Source organism: Citrobacter sp. CK195 (genome assembly GCF_030333365.1).
Taxonomy (GTDB): domain Bacteria; phylum Pseudomonadota; class Gammaproteobacteria; order Enterobacterales; family Enterobacteriaceae; genus Citrobacter_B; species Citrobacter_B koseri.
On sequence record NZ_JAOWGB010000026.1, the window covers coordinates 747,654 to 766,674 of the forward strand.

Genomic DNA, 19,021 nt, shown 5'->3' on the forward strand with positions numbered 1-19,021 from the left:
CATTTTGTCCAGACTACGCCGCACACTTTTTGCGCTGCTGGCCTGTGCGTCATTCCTCGCGCATGCCGCCGCACCTGACGAGATCACCACCGCATGGCCGGTAAACGTAGGGCCGCTAAACCCGCACCTTTATACGCCTAACCAGATGTTCGCCCAGAGCATGGTGTATGAACCGCTGGTGAAGTATCAGGCGGATGGTTCAGTAAAACCCTGGCTGGCAAAAAGCTGGACCCACTCGGCAGATGGCAAAACCTGGGTGTTTACGCTGCGCGATGACGTAACCTTCTCTAACGGCGAAGCGTTTGACGCCCAGGCCGCAGCAGAGAACTTCCGCGCGGTGCTTGATAACCGCCAGCGCCATGCCTGGCTGGAGCTGACGAACCAAATCACCGACGTCAAAGCGCTGAGTAAAACCGAACTGCAAATCACCCTGAAAAGCGCCTATTATCCTTTCCTGCAAGAACTCGCCCTGCCGCGCCCTTTCCGCTTTATCGCCCCGTCCCAGTTTAAAAACAACGAAACGATGAACGGCATTAAAGCGCCTGTCGGAACCGGGCCGTGGGTTCTGAAAGCGTCGAAGCTCAACCAGTACGACGTGCTGGTACGCAATGACCACTACTGGGGCGAAAAACCTGCGATCCGCCAGATAACGATTAAAGTGATCCCGGACCCGACGACCCGCGCGGTGGCCTTTGAGACCGGCGATATTGACCTGCTGTATGGCAATGAAGGACTGCTGCCGCTCGATACCTTCGCCCGTTTCAGCCAGACGCCGAAATACCGTACCCAGCTTTCCGCGCCGGTTGAGACCGTCATGCTGGCGCTGAACTCCGCCAAAGCGCCAACCAACGAGCTGGCGGTGCGTGAAGCGCTGAACTATGCGGTAAATAAAAAATCGCTGATCGATAATGCCCTGTACGGCACCCAGCAGATCGCCGATACGCTGTTTGCCCCCTCCGTGCCTTACGCCGACATTGGCCTGAAACCACGCCAGTACGATCCCCAACAGGCTAACGCGCTGCTGGAAAAAGCGGGCTGGAGATTGCCTGCCGGGAAAACCATTCGTGAAAAAGCCGGTCAGCCACTGCACGTTGAGCTGGCCTATATCGGCACCGACGCGCTGAGCAAATCAATGGCGGAAATCATCCAGGCCGATATGCGCAAAGTGGGCGTCGATGTGTCGCTGATAGGCGAGGAAGAGAGCAGTATTTATGCCCGTATGCGCGATGGCCGTTTTGGGATGATTTTCTCCCGCACCTGGGGCGCGCCGTACGATCCGCATGCGTTTATGAGCTCAATGCGCGTACCGTCCCACGCCGATTATCAGGCGCAGCTTGGGCTGCCGGACAAAGCGCAAATTGATAAAGAAATTGGCGAGGTGCTCACCACCACCGATGAGGCGCAGCGTAAGTCTCTGTATCGCGACATCCTGACGCGTCTGCATAACGATGCGGTGTATCTGCCCATCAGCTATATGTCGATGATGGTGGTGGCGAAACCCGGGCTGGGGAAAATTCCTTATGCGCCCATTACCTCCGAGATCCCATTTGAACAGATCAACCCGGTGAAACCCTGATGCTGCGTTATATTGTGCGGCGCATTTTGCTGCTGATCCCGATGATTTTCGCCGCGTCGGTAATTATCTTTTTAATGCTGCGCATGGGCACCGGCGACCCGGCGCTCGACTATCTGCGGCTCTCTAACTTACCGCCAACGCCAGAGATGGTCGCCTCCACGCGGGTTATGCTGGGGTTGGATCAACCGCTGGTCGTGCAGTACGGCTCCTGGCTGTGGAAAGCGCTGCATCTGGATTTTGGCATCTCTTTCGCCACTCAGCGCCCGGTGCTGGAGGACGTACTGAACTTTCTGCCCGCCACGCTACAGCTGGCGGGCGCGGCGCTGGTGCTGATCCTGCTCACGTCTGTACCGCTGGGGATCTGGGCGGCGCGCCATCGTGACCGTCTGCCGGACTTCATCGTGCGGCTGATCGCGTTTCTCGGCGTATCAATGCCCAACTTCTGGCTCGCCTTCCTGCTGGTGATGTTCTTCTCGGTGTATTTAAAGTGGCTACCGGCAATGGGCTACGGCGGCTGGCAGCACATCATTCTGCCTGCGGTGTCGATTGCGTTTATGTCGCTGGCGATTAACGCCCGCCTGCTGCGCGCCAGCATGCTGGAAGTCGCCAGTCAGCGCCACGTCACATGGGCGCGTCTGCGCGGCCTGAACGCGAAACAAACCGAGCGCCGCCATATTCTGCGTAACGCGTCGCTACCCATGATTACCGCCGTCGGGATGCACATTGGCGAACTGATTGGCGGCACGATGATTATCGAAAACATCTTCGCCTGGCCGGGCGTCGGGCGCTATGCGGTGTCAGCCATTTTTAACCGCGACTACCCGGTCATTCAGTGCTTTACCCTCATTATGGTGGTGGTTTTCGTGGTCTGTAATCTGATTGTTGACCTGCTGAACGCCGCGCTGGACCCGCGCATTCGTCGCCATGAAGGAGCGCATTCGTGAATTTTTTTCTCTCTGCACGCTGGCCGGTGCGCCTGGCGCTCCTCATTATCGCTTTGCTGGCGATCATCGCGCTCACCAGCCAGTGGTGGTTGCCGTACGATCCGCAGGCGATTGATTTACCGTCACGTTTACTGTCGCCGGACAGCCAGCACTGGCTGGGCACCGACCATCTGGGGCGCGATATTTTCTCCCGCCTGCTGGCGGCAACCCGCGTCTCGCTCGGTTCCGTAATCGCCTGTTTGTTGCTGGTGTTAGCGCTGGGGCTGATCGTCGGCGGCAGCGCCGGACTGATGGGCGGTCGCGTCGATCAGTTCACCATGCGCGTCGCGGATATCTTTATGACGTTCCCGACCTCCATCCTCTCTTTTTTCCTCGTGGGCGTGTTGGGGACGGGGTTGACCAACGTCATCATCGCAATCGCCCTGTCGCACTGGGCCTGGTATGCGCGGATGGTGCGCAGCCTGGTGATCTCCCTGCGCCAGCGTGAATTTGTGCTCGCCTCGCGCCTTTCCGGCGCCGGGCATGTGCGCGTGTTTATCGACCACCTGGCCGGGGCGGTGATCCCCTCCCTGCTCGTGCTGGCGACGCTGGATATCGGCCATATGATGCTGCACGTCGCCGGGATGTCATTCCTCGGCCTCGGCGTCACTGCGCCAACGCCGGAATGGGGCGTAATGATTAACGATGCGCGCCAGTATATCTGGACTCAGCCGCTACAGATGTTCTGGCCGGGACTGGCGCTGTTTATCAGCGTGATGGCCTTTAACATGGTGGGTGACGCCCTGCGCGATCACCTCGACCCTCATCTGGTGACGGAGCATGCCCACTGATGCCACAACAAATTGAATTACAAAACATTGTGTTGCAAGCAGACAGACCGTTGGTGCACGGCGTGTCGTTAGCGCTCAGGCGCGGGCGCGTACTGGCGCTGGTAGGCGGCAGCGGCAGCGGTAAATCGCTGACCTGCGCGGCGACGCTGGGCATCCTGCCCGCAGGCGTGCGTCAGACAGCGGGCGCCATTCTGGCCGATGGTCAGCCGATTTCCCCCTGCAAGCTGCGTGGAATTAAGGTCGCGACCATCATGCAGAACCCGCGCAGCGCCTTTAATCCGCTGCACACAATGGCGGCCCACGCAAAAGAAACCTGCCTGGCGTCAGGTAAACCGGCGGATGACGCCACGCTTATCGCGGCGCTGGAGGCGGTAGGTCTGGAAAATGCCGCGCGGGTGCTGAAGCTTTACCCGTTCGAGATGAGCGGCGGCATGCTGCAACGCATGATGATTGCGATGGCGCTGCTGTGTGACGCGCCGTTCATCATCGCGGACGAACCAACAACCGACCTGGACGTGGTCGCCCAGGCACGAATCCTCGATCTCCTGGAAAGCATTATGCGCAGCCGCGCGCCCGGTATGCTGCTGGTCACTCATGATATGGGCGTCGTCGCGCGACTGGCGGACGATGTGGCAGTAATGGACAACGGCAAGATCGTAGAACTGGGTGACGTGGAAACGTTATTCCGCACCCCGCAGCATAGCGTGACGCGTAATCTGGTTTCGGCGCATCTCGCGCTGTACGGTATGGAGTTAGCCTCATGACGTTACTGACGGTAAGCGGTATTTCCCATCAATACGCGCACGCTAACCTCAGCGGCAAACATCAGCATCACACGGTGCTGAAAGAGGTGTCATTAAGCCTGAAAAGCGGCGAAACCGTGGCGTTATTGGGGCGTAGCGGCTGCGGGAAAAGCACGCTTGCCCGCCTGTTGGTCGGGCTGGAATCGCCGACGCAGGGCCGCGTCTGCTGGCAGGGCGAGCCGCTCTCCACGCTTAACCGGGCCAGACAAAAAGCGTTTCGCCGTGATATCCAGATGGTGTTTCAGGACTCAATCAGCGCGGTAAACCCGCGTAAAACCGTACGCGAGATCCTGCGTGAACCGATGCGCCATTTGCTGTCGCTTTCCAGAGCCGAACAAATCGCGCGCGCCAGCGAGATGCTGCGGGCGGTGGATCTGGACGACACGCTTCTGGATAAACGTCCGCCACAGCTGAGCGGCGGGCAATTACAGCGCGTCTGCCTGGCGCGGGCGCTGGCGGTCGAACCCAAATTACTGATTCTGGATGAAGCGGTCTCCAACCTCGATCTGGTATTGCAGGCGGGCGTCATTCGTCTGCTCAAAAAGCTGCAACAGCAGTTCGGCACCGCCTGTCTGTTTATCACCCACGATTTACGTCTGGTGGAACGTTTTTGCCACCGGGTAATGGTGATGGATGAAGGGCAGATTGTTGAGACGCGAACCGTAGGTGACACATTAACCTTTTCCTCTGACGCCGGGCGTGTGTTACAAAATGCGGTACTTCCCGCATTTCCCGTGCGCCGTCGCGCGACAGAAAAGGTTTAATTCAGATGCAACGTGTCACTATTACTCTCGATGACGATTTACTCGAAACGCTGGATAGCCTGAGCCAGCGCCGGGGTTACAACAACCGCTCCGAAGCGATTCGTGACATTCTGCGCGGCGCGCTGGCGCAGGAGGCCACGCAGGAGCACGGCACCCAGGGCTTCGCGGTGCTCTCGTATGTTTATGAGCATGAGAAACGCGATTTAGCCAGCCGCATCGTTTCCACTCAGCATCATCACCATGATTTGTCGGTGGCGACGCTGCATGTACACATTAATCACGACGACTGTCTGGAGATCGCCGTACTGAAAGGCGATATGGGCGACGTTCAGCATTTTGCCGATGACGTCATCGCCCAGCGCGGCGTGCGCCACGGTCATTTGCAGTGTTTGCCGAAGGAAGAGTGATTGCTCGTTTCGTTGCCGGGGGCGCTTCGCTTGCCCGGCCTACGTCCGTTTCCGTTGGTAGTTCACAGGCCGGATAAGGCGTAGCCGCCATCCGGCAATAATGTTTACGCCATCGTGCCAATCGTCTTTCTGAAACGCAGCAGTGCTATCAGGAAGAAAGCGCTGCCGATCGCCAGCAGCGTCAGAAACTGCGGCCAGACGATGCCAAACCCGGCGCCGCGATAAAGTATCGCCTGCGCGAGGCTGACAAAGTGAGTGGTCGGCATCGTCAGCATGATGTCCTGCACCATCTGCGGCATACTTTCACGCGGCGTGGAACCGCCGGAGAGCATCTGCAACGGCAGCAGCACCAGAATCATCAGCAGCCCCAGTTGCGGCATCGAACGCGCCAGGGTGCCCATAAAAATCCCGATAGACGTGGTGGCGAACAGGCTTAACGCGACACCCAGCATAAACAGCGGAATGGAGCCCTCAATCGGCACGCCGAGTACCCCCTTCACCATCAGCATCAGCGACAGCCCGGAAACCACCAGCACCACCAGCCCCATCGACCAGACCTTCGCCATCATGATCTCAAACGGGGTGATCGGCATCACCAGCAGGTGTTCAATCGTCCCGTGCTCCCGCTCGCGGATCAGCGCCGAGCCGGTCAGCACAATCGCCAGCATGGTGATGTTATTAATAATCGCCATTACGCCGCCGAACCATGCCGGGTCCAGATTCGGGTTGAAGCGCATCCGGGTTTCCAGTGAGACCAGCGGCTCGCTATTGTCGCGGTAACGCGCCACAAAGCTGTTCACCTCGCCGCTGATAATGTTCTGGATATAGCTGTTGCCGGTAAACGCCTGACTCATGCGCGTCGCATCGACGTTCACCTGAATATCCGGCTGCCGCCCCGCCAGCACATCCCGTTGGAAATTGGGCGGGATATTGACGGCAAAGGTGTAACGTCCGGCATCCAGTCCGGCGTCCATCTCATCGGCGGTGATCATCTCCGGCGGCAGGAACCACGGGCGATAGAAGCTGTTCACAATGCGATTCGACAGCTGAGACTGGTCCATATCGGCAATCGCGATTGGCGCAAGGTGCAGCGAACCCGGCAGAACGGTGGCAGAGGAGTACACCGAAATCGTGAAGGCAAAGACAATCAGCGTCAGCATTGCCTTATCCCCCAGCAGGCTGCGTAACTCTTTGATGCCGAGGTTATAAATATTGCGTAATCGGCGCATCACCCCTCCTGTTTTTTCAGCAGCAATACGCTCAGGCCAATCACCAGCGGAATGGCGATCGCCAACGGCACGAACAGCGGCCAGAGATCCATCAGATCCAGCGCTTTCGAGAACGTACCGCGCGCGATCGTCAGAAAATGGCTGGTCGGGTAGATCTCGCCGATCCATCTCCCCGGCCCTTCCAGCGACGCCACCGGGTCGATCATCCCGGAGAACTGCGTCGCCGGGATCAGCGTAATGATCGAGGTGCCGAAAATCGCGGCGATCTGGCTTTTCATAAACGTCGAAATCAGCAGCCCCATCCCGGTGGCGATGGTGACGTAAAGCAGCGCCGCCAGGGTGAGCGTCAGGAAGCTGCCCTTATGCGGCACGCCAAAAACAAACACCGACAGCGCGCAGAGCAACAGGAAGTTCAGCATCCCCAGCGCGATGTACGGCAACTGTTTACCGAGTAAAAATTCGCTGCGGGTGGTCGGCGTCACATACAAGTTGATAATCGATCCCAGCTCTTTTTCACGCACCACGCTCAGGGCGCTGAGCATCGACGGGATCATCATCAACAGCAGCGGGATCACCGCCGGCACAATCGCTGGCAGGCTTTTCACATCCGGGTTGTAGCGATAGCGCGTTTCAATAGTCATCAGCCCGCCCTGGCTGCTGGCGTTCGGCTGACGGCTCGCCACATCCTGTAGCCAGCTCTGGTGCATCGCCTGTACGTATCCCCTTACCGTTTCCGCGCGGCTGGGCATTGCGCCATCTACCCACACGCCAATCTGCACCGGCGTGCCGCGGGCGATATCCCGTCCAAAATTGGGCGGAAGTTCTATCGCGACCGCCACCTCGCCCGAGCGCATGCGTCGGTCAAGATCGTCATAGCTGGTGAGCGGCGACTGCTCGATAAAATAGCGAGACCCCGCCAGGTTCAACGACCAGGCCTGACTGCTGACGGTCCGATCGCGATCGAGCACGGCAAAGCGCAGGTTTTCCACATCCATGCTGATACCGTAGCCCATGATCAGCATCAAAATGACCGTCCCCAGCAAGGCCAGCGTTGATCGTACCGGATCGCGGCGCAGCTCCAGCGCTTCACGGCGGCTGTAGCTGAACAGGCGTCGCAGACTAAAGCCCTGGCGCGGCGGTTTACTCGTTTTATGCGCGTCTGGCGCGTCCGCTGGCGGCAGCGGTGATACTGGCGCTGGCCCTGCGGCTTCCTGTAACCAGGAGATAAACGCCTCTTCAAGACTGGCAGCGCCCCGCCGCTCTACCAGTTCCTGCGGCGTGCCGCTGGCAAGCACCTTTCCGGCGTGCATCAGCGACATGCGGTCACAGCGTTCCGCTTCGTTCATAAAGTGGGTGGAGATAAAAATGGTCACCTTATCCCGGCGCGACAGATCCACCATCAACTGCCAGAACATATCCCTGGCGACCGGGTCCACGCCGGAGGTCGGCTCATCCAGAATCAGCATTTCCGGGCGATGGATCACCGCCACCGCCAGCGACAAGCGCTGGCGAATACCGAGCGGCAGCGCTTCCGGCAGCATATCTTCGACGTCAGAGAGCATAAAACGCTCGCTCATCTGCGCTACGCGCTGCGGAATCTCTGCGTCCGGGATGTGGAACAGGCGGGCATGTAGCTCCAGGTTTTGCCGCACGGTCAGCTCGCTGTAGAGTGAAAACGCCTGCGACATGTAACCCACCCGGCGGCGGGTTTCGATATCCTTCGGGTCAACCGATTGTCCGAACAGCCAGGCTTCCCCTTCACTGGCAGGCAGCAGCCCGGTGAGCATTTTCATGGTGGTGGACTTGCCGCAGCCGTTCGAGCCCAGAAAACCAAAAATCTCTCCGCGCGGGATGCGGAAATTGACGTGATCGACGGCGACGAAATTGCCAAACCGCATGGTCAGATCTTTCGCCTCAATGGCGATCTCTTCCTGCGTCGCATCATAAGGCGGGATAACAACGGGTTTGTGCGCCTGGCGCTGCGCCTCTGGCAACAGGGCGATAAACGCCTGCTCCAGCGTGGCGCTGCCGGTTTTGTCCCGCAGTTCTTGCGCACTGCCCGTCGCCATCACTTCACCTGCGTTCATCGCCACCAGCCAGTCGAAACGCTCGGCTTCTTCCATATAGGCCGTGGCGACCAGCACGCTCATGTTAGTCTGCCGCTGACGAATGCTGTCGATCAACGCCCAGAACTGGGCGCGGGAAAGCGGGTCAACCCCGGTGGTAGGCTCATCAAGAATCAGCAGTTCCGGGTCATGGATCAGCGCGCAGCACAGCCCCAGTTTTTGTTTCATGCCGCCCGAGAGCTTCCCCGCCGGGCGATCGCGAAACGGCGCCAGCCCGGTGCTGTTCAGCAGATCGGTAATTCGCGCTTCACGCTCCGCTTTATCATGCCCGAAGAGACGCGCGAAGAAATCGACGTTCTCATACACCGACAGCGTATGGTAGAGGTTCTTTCCCAGCCCCTGCGGCATCCAGGCTATCCGTGGGCAGACATCGCGGCGGTGCGTCGCATCGCGCATGTCGCCGCCCAGCACCCGCACATTGCCTTGCTCGATAACGCGCGCGCCGGAGATAAGCGACAGCAGGCTCGACTTACCGACGCCATCCGGGCCAATCAGCCCCACCATACAGCGAGCGGGGATATCCAGCGTGATGTTGTTCAGCGCCACCGTTGCCCCGTAATGCTGACTCACGCCGTCAAGGTGCGCCACGGGAGGAATGGGAAGACGCGCCAGGTTCGTCATTGCGGTAGCCTCACCGCCAGATCGTCAGGCCAGGGACGCTGTTCATCCAGCCGCACCCATGCCATACCCGGCAAACCGGTTTTAACGTATTCCAGATGCTGCTGTAACAGCGCTGGCGGGATACGCGCCTTCACGCGGAACATCAGCTTCAGCCGTTCATCGCTGGTTTCGACGGTTTTCGGCGTGAACTGCGCGACGCTGGCGACAAAACTGATGGTGGCCGGAATGCGCAGGCTGGGCGCGGCATCCAGCACCAGGCGCGCTTCTCCGCCAATTTTCAGCAGGCCGGCCTGCTCGGTCGGCAGGAAGAAGGTCATGTAGACATCGCTGAGATCGACCATATTCAGCACCCGACCACCCGCAGACAGCACCTCTCCCGGTTCGGCAACGCGGTACTGGACGCGGCCATCTCGCGGCGCTTTTAATTCACTGTCATCGATGTCCGCCACAATGCGTCGCTCGGTAGCCTGCGCCGCGTCTACGCGGGTCTGCGCCTGAATAATGCTGGTGCGGGCCGCTTCAATCGCCGCTTTCGTCGCAGAGACCTGGGCTTTGGCGGATTCCAGCGCGGCGCGAGCGCTTTCGGCAGCGGCGCGATCGTCATCCAGCTGTTGAGCGGAAACCGCACCGCGCTGCGACAGCGAGCGGGAACGCACATGACGTTTGGAGACCGAATCCAGCTCTGCTTCACGCTGCTTCACCACCGACTGGGCGGCGCGCGTTTCGCTCTGGCGTTGCTCCAGCAGGGCGCGCGCGGCGGCAACCGCGCTTTCAGCCTCTTTGATTTGCGCGATGGCTTCCAGCCGCTGTTCCTGCAACACGCGGGTGTCCATCTTCGCCAGCACCTCGCCCTGGCGCACAAACTGCCCTTCCGACACCAGAATGGTGTCAATTCGACCGGCGATTTTGGTGGCAATATCGACTTCTGTTGCCTCAATTCTGCCGTTGCTGGCGGCAAAGCCATCCGGTACGCCAGCAGGACGTAGCATCCACCACGCTACGGCTGCTATTGCCACCAGGATGCCAACACTCCACCACACCAGATGACGCTTTATTTTGTCCATATCCGACCCGCCGTGATCCCTGTTAGCCAACAATGCGTGTCACAACACCCCCGAACACATGTTCAGCGGGATATTCCATCCGGGATAAGAAGGAAAAAAAGAAAATGGCCAGACGGCATGCAGGCGTCAGCGCGGCGCTCGCCGTAAAGGAAAGTGAATGACGGAAATGCTCGAAAAACGGGTACTAATGTTGTCATCATCAGCGTTCCTGGCCGTAAATGAAACACGCATACTCATATGTACTATCAATGAAATACTAACACCAATACCCGTGATGTCTATTCACTTCATTCTTTAATGGGTTTCGCTGGCTTTTATTGGCAGAGAGACAATGTGGTATATCAACCGTTGATAAACCATCTAAATTATAAACATTGTGAATGGTTAACATTCTCTATACTGGCGGCTCATTTTATCGATCTCGTTATGGCGAGGCTCCTGCACAAATATAAGTTACCGCCCTGCTGGTATCGAGAGAGACCACTCAGGGAAATACAGGCATCCATCGAATCAAGGTGTTGCCAAGGTAACTTCTGACGATATCACTATCGGGCAGATACGTTGTGCAGTGCTAAAACCAGGACGTAGGGATCTGCCTGTGCTCATCCTGTCTTGTTCGCCCCTATGAGAGCTTTTTATAGGGAATTACATCAATGTCATCCATCCACGTTTGCAACGCACATCACCCGGCTCCGGCTTTTGACGGCGATGCTATCGCGCAATATATGCGTACCGATTTTATTACGCTGCCGGATCATCTCAGCGTTCATGAGGCGCGTGAATTCTTTGTGTCGCAACTCACCTCAGATGATATTCCCGGCCAGGTGTTTGTGGTTGCGGAAAAACAGCTGCGCGGGGTTTTATCCATCAAGAAACTTTTACAGGCAAGCGACACGGCGCAATCTATCCACGCCTTAATGGACAGTTGCCTGTTTCGCGTCAAACCCGACGACGAACGTCCACACATCATTGCCGAGCTGACCGAACGCCAGCTCGATCTGGTGCCGGTCGTCGATAAAGGCGAGCTGGTCGGCTGCCTGATGGAAAAAGAGATTGCCCATCTTCTGGAAGATGACGTCACTGAAGACGTGCAGCGCCAGGGGGCGACGCTGCCGCTGGAGAAACCGTATCTGGACATCAGCCCGTGGACGCTGTGGAAGAAACGTTCTGTGTGGCTGCTGTTGCTGTTTGTGGCGGAAGCCTATACCAGTAGCGTACTGCAACATTTCGAAGAGGCGCTGGAGTCAGCGATTGCGCTGGCCTTCTTCATCCCCCTGCTGATTGGCACCGGCGGCAACAGCGGTACGCAAATAACCTCTACGCTGGTGCGCGCAATGGCGCTGGGCGAAGTGCGGCTGCGCGACATGGGGCGGGTCATTCGCAAAGAGGCGTCGACCTCGCTGCTGATCGCCATAACGCTGGGCCTGGCGGGTTGTCTGCGCGCCTGGATGATGGGTATCGGCGTGGAAATCACGCTGATCGTCAGCCTGACGCTGGTATGCATTACGCTGTGGAGCGCGGTGGTGTCATCGGTGATCCCGATGGTGCTCAAGCGCATCGGCATCGACCCTGCGGTGGTCTCTGCGCCGTTTATCGCCACGCTGATCGACGGCACCGGACTGATTATCTACTTTAAAATCGCCCAGTATTTTCTTGGCCTGAACTGACAATTTCGCCCGACCGCTCTCTGGTCGGGCAAACCCGTTATCCTTCGCTCAGCGCCTGCGCGCATGCCCACGCGCTCGACCAGGCCCACTGGAAGTTGTAGCCCCCCAGCCAACCGGTGACATCCATCACCTCGCCGATAAAATAAAGCCCCGGCACTTTTCGGGCCTCCATCGTGCGCGAAGAAAGTTCATCGGTGTTCACGCCGCCAAGCGTCACTTCCGCCGTGCGATAGCCTTCCGTACCGTTAGGCTGTACGCGCCATTCGGTCAGCGTTTCAATCAGCGCCTGCTGCTCGCGTGCGTTCAACTGTTTCAGGGAAACATCCGGGATCTGCCCAAGCTGCTGTAAACATTCCACCAGGCGCTTCGGCAACTGCATCGCTAGCGTATTTTTCAGGCTTTGATTCGGGTGCGCGCAACGTTGTTCATTGAGGAAATCATCAGGATCGACCTCCGGCAGCAAATTGATGCTGACAAATTCGCCGGGCTGCCAGAAACTCGAAATCTGTAAAACCGCCGGGCCTGACAGCCCACGGTGGGTAAAGAGCAGATTTTCACGGAATACCGTACCGTCCTGCGCCGCGATCACCGCAGGCACCGAAACGCCGGATAACACCTGAAGCTGCTCCAGCAGCGGTTTATGCAACGTGAAGGGCACCAGCCCGGCGCGGGTCGGCAGGACATCCAGACCAAACTGTTCAGCAATTTTATAACCCAACGGCGACGCGCCCAGACCCGGCATGGAGAGACCGCCCGTGGCGATCACCACTTTTTTCGCCGCGACCGTCATGCCGTTCAGTTCCAGGGTAAACCCTTCGTCATCACGCGCGATGCTGAGCACTTCGCTGCGCAGGCGCATCGTCACGTTGCCCTTTGCGCATTCCGCCACCAGCATATCGACAATTTGCTGCGCAGAGTCGTCGCAGAACAGCTGGCCGAGCGTCTTTTCATGCCAGGCGATGCCGTGTTTGCCCACCAGATCGATAAAGTCCCACTGGGTGTAACGCGCCAGCGCCGATTTGCAGAAATGGGGGTTCTGGCTCAGATAGGCAGCAGGTTCGACATACAGATTCGTGAAGTTGCAGCGCCCGCCGCCGGACATCAGGATCTTACGCCCCGGTTTTTTACCATTATCGATGAGCAGCACGCGGCGCCCCGCCTGACCGGCCTGCGCCGCACAGAACATACCCGCCGCGCCAGCGCCTATAATAACGGCATCAAACCTTTCCACTTTGCGATCCTCTCTGAAAACAGGGCGTGAATTGTAAAGATTCCTCAGTGGTCGCACCAGCGCCAAAATCGATGGATATGAGTATTTAATTGAATTCTATAAGATAATTCTTTAGTGGCATGACATTAAGCAGGCGTTATATCAAAAAAAGTCTATATTTCACTTTGCCCGCGCCGCGAAAGTCACTGATAATGCGCCGCGTTCATGTCCTCAAAATGGCGTAACGTCCTATGCTACATTTGTTTGCTGGCCTGGATTTACATACCGGGCTTTTATTATTGCTTGCTCTGGCTTTTGTGCTGTTCTACGAAGCGATTAACGGCTTCCATGATACAGCCAACGCAGTGGCAACCGTGATTTATACCCGTGCGATGCGTTCGCAACTGGCGGTTGTTATGGCTGCGGTCTTTAACTTCTTTGGCGTTCTACTGGGCGGTCTGAGTGTAGCCTATGCCATCGTGCATATGTTGCCTACGGATTTGCTGCTTAACATGGGTTCCGCACATGGCCTCGCTATGGTGTTCTCTATGTTGCTGGCGGCCATTATCTGGAACCTCGGTACATGGTACTTTGGTCTTCCTGCCTCCAGTTCCCATACGCTGATTGGCGCCATCATTGGTATCGGTTTAACCAATGCAATGATGACCGGCACTTCAGTGGTGGATGCGCTAAATATACCTAAAGTTATCAATATCTTTGGGTCATTGATTGTCTCCCCTATCGTAGGCCTGGTGTTTGCTGGCGGTCTGATCTTTTTGCTGCGTCGCTACTGGAGCGGCACTAAAAAGCGCGCACGTATCCACCTGACCCCTGCTGAACGTGAAAAGAAAGACGGTAAGAAAAAGCCGCCATTCTGGACGCGTATCGCACTTATCCTCTCGGCTATTGGCGTGGCGTTCTCTCATGGCGCTAACGATGGTCAGAAAGGCATTGGTCTGGTCATGCTGGTTCTGATTGGCGTGGCGCCTGCGGGCTTCGTCGTCAATATGAACGCATCCGGCTATGAAATTACCCGTACCCGCGACGCCATCAACAACGTCGAAACGTACTTCCAGCAGCACCCTGATCTGCTGAAAAAAGTCACCGGCGTGGATCAGCTGATTCCCGCACCGGAACCGGGCGCGACAGAACCCGCAGAGTTCCATTGCCACCCGGCGAATACCATCAATGCGCTTGATCGCGCGAAAGGTATGCTGGCGAATCTGGAAAGCTACGACACGTTAAGCGTTGACCAGCGTAGCCAGCTGCGTCGCATTATGCTGTGCATCTCCGACACGACCGATAAAGTCGTGAAGCTGCCTGGCGTAAGCAATGACGACCAGCGTCTGCTGAAAAAACTGAAAACCGATATGCTGAGCACCATTGAGTACGCGCCGATCTGGATAATCATGGCCGTCGCGCTGGCGCTGGGTATTGGCACCATGATCGGCTGGCGCCGCGTGGCGACCACCATCGGTGAGAAGATTGGTAAGAAAGGCATGACCTATGCGCAAGGGATGTCGGCGCAGATGACGGCCGCAGTCTCTATCGGTCTCGCCAGCTACACCGGTATGCCGGTATCCACCACGCACGTCCTTTCTTCCTCCGTCGCGGGGACAATGGTTGTGGACGGTGGCGGTCTACAGCGCAAAACGGTCACCAGCATTCTGATGGCCTGGGTGTTTACCCTGCCAGCGGCGATTATTCTGTCCGGCGTGCTGTACTGGATCTCGCTGAAGATTATCTAAGCGCGACCGTGCCGGATGGCGGCGATGCCTTATCCGGCCTACAAAACGCAGCACGTAGGCCTTAAAGCGACGCGCCATCAGGCAAAGGAATGCAGAATCAACCGTATTGAGCGGGTCAGGAAACTGACCCGCTTTTTTTATATGCGCTGTTTTTCTATTAACTCTCTACTTTCATTAGGAAAATCTGAACACTTTTTGTTCAGATTATCGATACACGAGAAACTATCATGCCGGGCAGGATTAAAACCGAACACTGGAGGATGTATGGCTTCCGTTCCAACCCCTGGCCCTGGTTCAATTGTTATAGCTAACAACATGCGTGAAGCACGCCAAAATGGAATGTCTCGTAATATGGCCACGGCTTCTACTTACTACTGGTTCTATCAAAAAGTCAGAAATGGCGGCCCATGGGATTATAAAAAATTCGATCCGTATTTCGCAGCATTTGGCAATTTCAACTTCGGTGCCGCAGGGACTGCTGCAGGCATTCCTGCAAAGATCCTCCTTATTGGCGGGGGTTGGGCTCAGAACCGCGCAGGTACTTCAAAACCTGAATGGGGTAAATGGTACGATAAACCACCTTACGGTGATGACCCAACGGATCAGCGCAATATCAGAGAAGGAATAGACTATGCCATTCAGAACGGCTATTAGATGGCTCCATCGGCTTGTCACGCTTGTACTTCTCATCGTGGTTACGGGTTTTGCCTGGTTAAATCATCAGCCCGCCCCTCGCAGTGACGACGAGTTGCAGCGCGTTTATCAAGTTTCAGATTGCGTCTGGCTGTACATGACTGTGAATCATCAGGGTGGCGCAACCGTACCTACCATTTACCGATATTATCTGTCGAATAAGCTAGAGGGCAAAGACACAGACATTATCCAGCAACTCTCTACGAAATCTCCCGTCATTGAGGGTACTGGCACTATTACGAATGCCAGCCCAGATAAAAACGGGGCGGTGAGCATTTCTTATAGCGGTAAAGTTATCTCGATTCAGGACAATATCTCAGACCTCCGGTTCACAGTTGCGCCCTGAGCCGGATGATAAAAAGGCGAGGATATCCTCGCCTTTTTTATTTTTGCTCAGTGCCAAATCAACAGCGCAACCATACTGATCAGCACCAGACCGCATAATGCGCTGGTGAGGATGAACTGGCCGCGAACGCGTTCACAACGGCGGATGAATTCATCATCGTGGTGATCGCGATAACGTTGCGCGTAGATATACCACACCAGACGCATCTGTTTGTTGGGTTGACCATGTGAGGTAAAGAAGCCACCTCCATCCACATATTGGTAGAGCAATGGATCGCAACCACGCAGTACCACTAACAGCGCGCGTAACGATGAGAAATAGCGCGCCATATTAACAATGCAAACGACACATAAAGCCCAGAATAATGCGACGGTGCTTATCATACCTCCTCCCCGGCGACCCGCCCACGGAGCTCCTCTCCGGGACTACCGCTCCCCCGATACTCAGCCAGACAGTTCAGTGAAAGAGTCCTGCTAAACCGTTCACGCCAGTGCCCTGCATCCGAACGGCTCTATTAAATAGTGTAGGAGATCAGTTAATTTTTTTGCCAGAAGGTTAACCGCTATCAATGCAATTAACTGAAAATTTTGTTTAACTGATTGGCAAGCAAGGCGGATTGACGGATTATCCAGGTCGCTATAATGTAAGGATAGTCTTTACATTCACTTCTCGGCTGGGCTAGCCCCGCGCTGTAGTTCGCAGGACGCGGGTGACGCGGCGGCACAAGAAACGCTAGCTGGCTAGTCATCGACAACTTATGGAAGGAGTAACACTATGGCTTACAAACACATTCTCATCGCGGTTGACCTTTCCCCGGAAAGTAAAGTTCTGGTAGAAAAAGCGGTTTCAATGGCGCGTCCTTACAACGCGAAAGTCTCTCTTATCCACGTTGATGTCAATTACTCTGACCTGTACACCGGCCTGATCGACGTGAATCTGGGCGATATGCAAAAACGCATCTCTGAAGAAACACACCATGCGCTGACCGAACTTTCCACCAATGCCGGTTATCCTATCACCGAAACCCTGAGCGGCAGCGGCGATCTGGGTCAGGTACTGGTTGACGCGATCAAAAAATACGATATGGATCTGGTCGTTTGCGGTCATCATCAGGACTTCTGGAGCAAACTGATGTCTTCAGCACGCCAGCTGATTAATACCGTGCATGTCGACATGCTGATTGTTCCGCTGCGCGACGAAGAAGAGTAAGTTCTGTTGTGCCGGATGGCGGCTGACGCCTTATCCGGCCTGGCATTCATCAGCCCGATATACACAGCGCCCGCCAATGCGGGCGTTTTTGTTTATGCCTTCCCTCGAACACATTCCAGTACAACATTCCAGACCACAAATCATAATTAGTGTGATCAACTAATTAGATCGAAAACCATCTCTATAATAATCTATTCATTCGGTTAATGACCGCAGTCTATAACAGAGTCAGACTTTTTCGGCGCGTTTTGGCATACGCGTTCATACTTTTCGGGATGGCATTGAAAGGCGAAGGAATATGAATACAACTGCACCTACGGGCTTGCTACAGCAACCCCGTCCGTTCTTCATGATCTTTTTTGTAGAATTATGGGAGCGATTCGGCTATTACGGCGTCCAGGGCATCCTGGCGGTTTTCTTTGTTAAACAGCTTGGCTTCTCTCAGGAACAGGCATTTATCACCTTTGGCGCATTTGCCGCACTGGTGTACGGCCTGATATCCATTGGCGGCTACGTTGGCGATCACCTGCTGGGAACTAAGCGTACCCTGGTACTGGGGGCGATTGTCCTGGCGATCGGCTACTTCATGACCGGATTATCGTTACTGAAACCGAACCTGATTTTTATCGCGCTGGGGACGATTGCCGTCGGTAACGGGCTATTTAAAGCCAACCCTGCGAGCCTGCTGTCCAAGTGTTACCTGCCCAAAGACCCCCGTCTGGACGGCGCGTTCACCCTGTTTTATATGTCGATTAACATCGGGTCGCTGCTGTCGCTCTCCCTCGCCCCGGTCATCGCCGACAAATTCGGCTATGCCGTTACCTATAACCTGTGCGGCGCCGGGCTGATTGTCGCGCTGCTGGTCTACTTCGCCTGTCGCGGCATGGTGAAAGATATCGGTTCAGAGCCAGACCATAAGCCGCTGAGCTTCCGTAATCTGCTCGCCGTACTGATCGGCACCGTCGCCATGATTTTCCTCTGCGCCTGGCTGATGCATAACGTAAAAATCGCCAACCTGGTGCTGATCGTCCTGTCGATTGTGGTCATCATTTTCTTCTTCCGTGAAGCGTTTCGTCTGGATAAAACCGGACGCAACAAAATGTTCGTCGCTTTTATCCTGATGCTTGAAGCGGTGCTGTTTTATATTCTGTACGCACAGATGCCTACATCGCTGAATTTCTTCGCAATCAATAACGTACATCACGATATTCTCGGTTTTACCATTAACCCGGTCAGCTTCCAGGCGCTGAACCCGTTCTGGGTGGTGGTTGCCAGTCCGGTACTGGCGGCGATTTACACGCGTCTGGGGAGCAAAGGCAAAGATCTGACCATGCCGATGAAGTTTACGCTGGGCATGTTCCTCTGTTCGCTGGGCTTTCTGACCGCCGCCGCCGCAGGCATGTGGTTTGCCGATGCGCAGGGGCTGACTTCACCGTGGTTTATCGTGCTGGTGTACCTGTTCCAGAGTCTGGGTGAGTTGCTGATTAGCGCCCTGGGGCTGGCAATGGTTGCCGCGCTGGTGCCTCAGCACCTGATGGGCTTTATTCTCGGGATGTGGTTCCTGACGCAGGCGGCGGCTTTCCTGCTGGGCGGCTATGTCGCAACCTTCACCGCCGTACCGGAAAACATCACCGACCCGCTCCAGACGCTGCCTATCTACACCGGCGTGTTCAGCAAAATAGGCCTCGTCACACTGGCGGTCACCGTTGTGATGGCGATTATGGTGCCGTGGTTGAACCGGATGATTAATACGCCGGATAGCAGTAAATAAGCGTCAGCGCCGG

The 19,021-nt window shown here is 56.3% G+C and carries 17 protein-coding genes and 1 riboswitch; of the genes, 12 read left to right on the top strand and 5 right to left on the bottom strand.

Annotation, left to right across the window (positions count from 1 at the left end):
* Window position 1 precedes the first annotated feature (1 nt).
* The 6 genes from nikA to nikR are packed head-to-tail and all read left to right on the top strand — an operon-like array spanning window position 2 to window position 5,324.
* Window positions 2-1,576 carry a nickel ABC transporter substrate-binding protein gene (nikA, locus tag OGX93_RS20960; protein ID WP_286448955.1) on the top strand — a complete coding sequence of 525 codons (1,575 nt, stop codon included), beginning with the start codon at window positions 2-4 and terminating at the stop codon, window positions 1,574-1,576.
* Window positions 1,576-2,520: a nickel ABC transporter permease subunit NikB gene (gene nikB / locus OGX93_RS20965; RefSeq protein ID WP_286448917.1), complete on the top strand. Its 945-nt coding sequence runs from the start codon at window positions 1,576-1,578 to the stop codon at window positions 2,518-2,520. Before nikA ends, nikB begins: the two co-directional genes overlap by 1 nt.
* Window positions 2,517-3,350, top strand: coding sequence for a nickel ABC transporter permease subunit NikC (gene nikC, locus OGX93_RS20970; protein ID WP_012135613.1), 834 nt, complete (start codon window positions 2,517-2,519; stop codon window positions 3,348-3,350). The genes nikB and nikC overlap by 4 nt, the downstream gene beginning before the upstream one ends.
* Entirely contained in the window at window positions 3,350-4,114 is a 765-nt protein-coding gene (nikD, locus tag OGX93_RS20975; protein ID WP_104868071.1) for a nickel import ATP-binding protein NikD, read from the top strand. The genes nikC and nikD overlap by 1 nt, the downstream gene beginning before the upstream one ends.
* Complete coding sequence (gene nikE, locus OGX93_RS20980; RefSeq protein ID WP_104868070.1) at window positions 4,111-4,917, top strand: nickel import ATP-binding protein NikE; 807 nt, start codon at window positions 4,111-4,113, stop codon at window positions 4,915-4,917. Before nikD ends, nikE begins: the two co-directional genes overlap by 4 nt.
* Before the next feature lie 5 nt (window positions 4,918-4,922).
* A complete protein-coding gene (nikR, locus tag OGX93_RS20985) occupies window positions 4,923-5,324 on the top strand; it encodes a nickel-responsive transcriptional regulator NikR (RefSeq protein ID WP_012135616.1) in 402 nt (133 codons plus the stop codon).
* A 104-nt stretch (window positions 5,325-5,428) separates the two neighbouring features.
* Here nikR and OGX93_RS20990 read toward each other — a convergent pair whose 3' ends face one another.
* The 3 genes from OGX93_RS20990 to OGX93_RS21000 are packed head-to-tail and all read right to left on the bottom strand — an operon-like array spanning window position 5,429 to window position 10,364.
* Window positions 5,429-6,553 (bottom strand): ABC transporter permease, encoded by a 1,125-nt coding sequence (locus OGX93_RS20990; RefSeq protein ID WP_012135619.1) that lies wholly within the window; start codon window positions 6,551-6,553, stop codon window positions 5,429-5,431.
* Complete coding sequence (gene rbbA, locus OGX93_RS20995; RefSeq protein WP_286448916.1) at window positions 6,553-9,300, bottom strand: ribosome-associated ATPase/putative transporter RbbA; 2,748 nt, start codon at window positions 9,298-9,300, stop codon at window positions 6,553-6,555. Before rbbA ends, OGX93_RS20990 begins: the two co-directional genes overlap by 1 nt.
* Window positions 9,297-10,364: an HlyD family secretion protein gene (locus OGX93_RS21000; RefSeq protein WP_012135621.1), complete on the bottom strand. Its 1,068-nt coding sequence runs from the start codon at window positions 10,362-10,364 to the stop codon at window positions 9,297-9,299. The genes rbbA and OGX93_RS21000 overlap by 4 nt, the downstream gene beginning before the upstream one ends.
* Before the next feature lie 413 nt (window positions 10,365-10,777).
* Window positions 10,778-10,961: riboswitch (M-box (ykoK) riboswitch) on the top strand.
* Window positions 10,962-11,017: 56 nt separating this feature from the next.
* Here OGX93_RS21000 and OGX93_RS21005 point away from each other — a divergent pair.
* Window positions 11,018-12,031, top strand: coding sequence for a magnesium transporter (locus tag OGX93_RS21005; RefSeq protein WP_104868068.1), 1,014 nt, complete (start codon window positions 11,018-11,020; stop codon window positions 12,029-12,031).
* Window positions 12,032-12,068: 37 nt separating this feature from the next.
* Here OGX93_RS21005 and OGX93_RS21010 read toward each other — a convergent pair whose 3' ends face one another.
* Entirely contained in the window at window positions 12,069-13,262 is a 1,194-nt protein-coding gene (locus tag OGX93_RS21010; RefSeq protein ID WP_047460455.1) for a BaiN/RdsA family NAD(P)/FAD-dependent oxidoreductase, read from the bottom strand.
* Between the two features lie 230 nt (window positions 13,263-13,492).
* On the opposite strand from OGX93_RS21010, the gene pitA reads away from it, so the two are divergent.
* The 3 genes from pitA to OGX93_RS21025 are packed head-to-tail and all read left to right on the top strand — an operon-like array spanning window position 13,493 to window position 16,028.
* Window positions 13,493-14,989, top strand: coding sequence for an inorganic phosphate transporter PitA (gene pitA, locus OGX93_RS21015; protein WP_012135626.1), 1,497 nt, complete (start codon window positions 13,493-13,495; stop codon window positions 14,987-14,989).
* A gap of 24 nt (window positions 14,990-15,013) precedes the next feature.
* On the top strand, window positions 15,014-15,643 hold the full coding sequence (locus OGX93_RS21020) for a polymorphic toxin type 44 domain-containing protein (RefSeq protein ID WP_286448915.1): 630 nt from the start codon (window positions 15,014-15,016) through the stop codon (window positions 15,641-15,643).
* Entirely contained in the window at window positions 15,621-16,028 is a 408-nt protein-coding gene (locus tag OGX93_RS21025; protein WP_071259288.1) for a hypothetical protein, read from the top strand. Before OGX93_RS21020 ends, OGX93_RS21025 begins: the two co-directional genes overlap by 23 nt.
* Before the next feature lie 47 nt (window positions 16,029-16,075).
* Here the strand turns inward: OGX93_RS21025 and uspB are convergent, their stop codons facing one another.
* A complete protein-coding gene (gene uspB / locus OGX93_RS21030) occupies window positions 16,076-16,411 on the bottom strand; it encodes a universal stress protein UspB (protein WP_012135627.1) in 336 nt (111 codons plus the stop codon).
* 391 nt (window positions 16,412-16,802) lie between these two features.
* On the opposite strand from uspB, the gene uspA reads away from it, so the two are divergent.
* Window positions 16,803-17,237: a universal stress protein UspA gene (gene uspA / locus OGX93_RS21035; RefSeq protein ID WP_000323571.1), complete on the top strand. Its 435-nt coding sequence runs from the start codon at window positions 16,803-16,805 to the stop codon at window positions 17,235-17,237.
* Window positions 17,238-17,535: 298 nt separating this feature from the next.
* Window positions 17,536-19,008, top strand: coding sequence for a dipeptide/tripeptide permease DtpB (dtpB, locus tag OGX93_RS21040; protein WP_047460450.1), 1,473 nt, complete (start codon window positions 17,536-17,538; stop codon window positions 19,006-19,008).
* Window positions 19,009-19,021 lie beyond the last annotated feature (13 nt).

Excerpts from the sequence above, each read along its gene's own strand:
- nikB (WP_286448917.1), top strand. The coding sequence starts at position 1,576 with ATGCTGCGTTATATTGTGCGGCGCATTTTGCTGCTGATCCCGATGATT.
- OGX93_RS21025 (WP_071259288.1), top strand. The coding sequence starts at position 15,621 with ATGCCATTCAGAACGGCTATTAGATGGCTCCATCGGCTTGTCACGCTT.
- pitA (WP_012135626.1), top strand. The coding sequence starts at position 13,493 with ATGCTACATTTGTTTGCTGGCCTGGATTTACATACCGGGCTTTTATTA.
- dtpB (WP_047460450.1), top strand. The coding sequence starts at position 17,536 with ATGAATACAACTGCACCTACGGGCTTGCTACAGCAACCCCGTCCGTTC.
- OGX93_RS21005 (WP_104868068.1), top strand. The coding sequence starts at position 11,018 with ATGTCATCCATCCACGTTTGCAACGCACATCACCCGGCTCCGGCTTTT.
- OGX93_RS20990 (WP_012135619.1), bottom strand. The coding sequence starts at position 6,553 with ATGCGCCGATTACGCAATATTTATAACCTCGGCATCAAAGAGTTACGC.
- nikD (WP_104868071.1), top strand. The coding sequence starts at position 3,350 with ATGCCACAACAAATTGAATTACAAAACATTGTGTTGCAAGCAGACAGA.
- uspB (WP_012135627.1), bottom strand. The coding sequence starts at position 16,411 with ATGATAAGCACCGTCGCATTATTCTGGGCTTTATGTGTCGTTTGCATT.
- nikE (WP_104868070.1), top strand. The coding sequence starts at position 4,111 with ATGACGTTACTGACGGTAAGCGGTATTTCCCATCAATACGCGCACGCT.
- OGX93_RS21000 (WP_012135621.1), bottom strand. The coding sequence starts at position 10,364 with ATGGACAAAATAAAGCGTCATCTGGTGTGGTGGAGTGTTGGCATCCTG.
- nikR (WP_012135616.1), top strand. The coding sequence starts at position 4,923 with ATGCAACGTGTCACTATTACTCTCGATGACGATTTACTCGAAACGCTG.
- rbbA (WP_286448916.1), bottom strand. The coding sequence starts at position 9,300 with ATGACGAACCTGGCGCGTCTTCCCATTCCTCCCGTGGCGCACCTTGAC.
- uspA (WP_000323571.1), top strand. The coding sequence starts at position 16,803 with ATGGCTTACAAACACATTCTCATCGCGGTTGACCTTTCCCCGGAAAGT.
- OGX93_RS21020 (WP_286448915.1), top strand. The coding sequence starts at position 15,014 with ATGCCTTATCCGGCCTACAAAACGCAGCACGTAGGCCTTAAAGCGACG.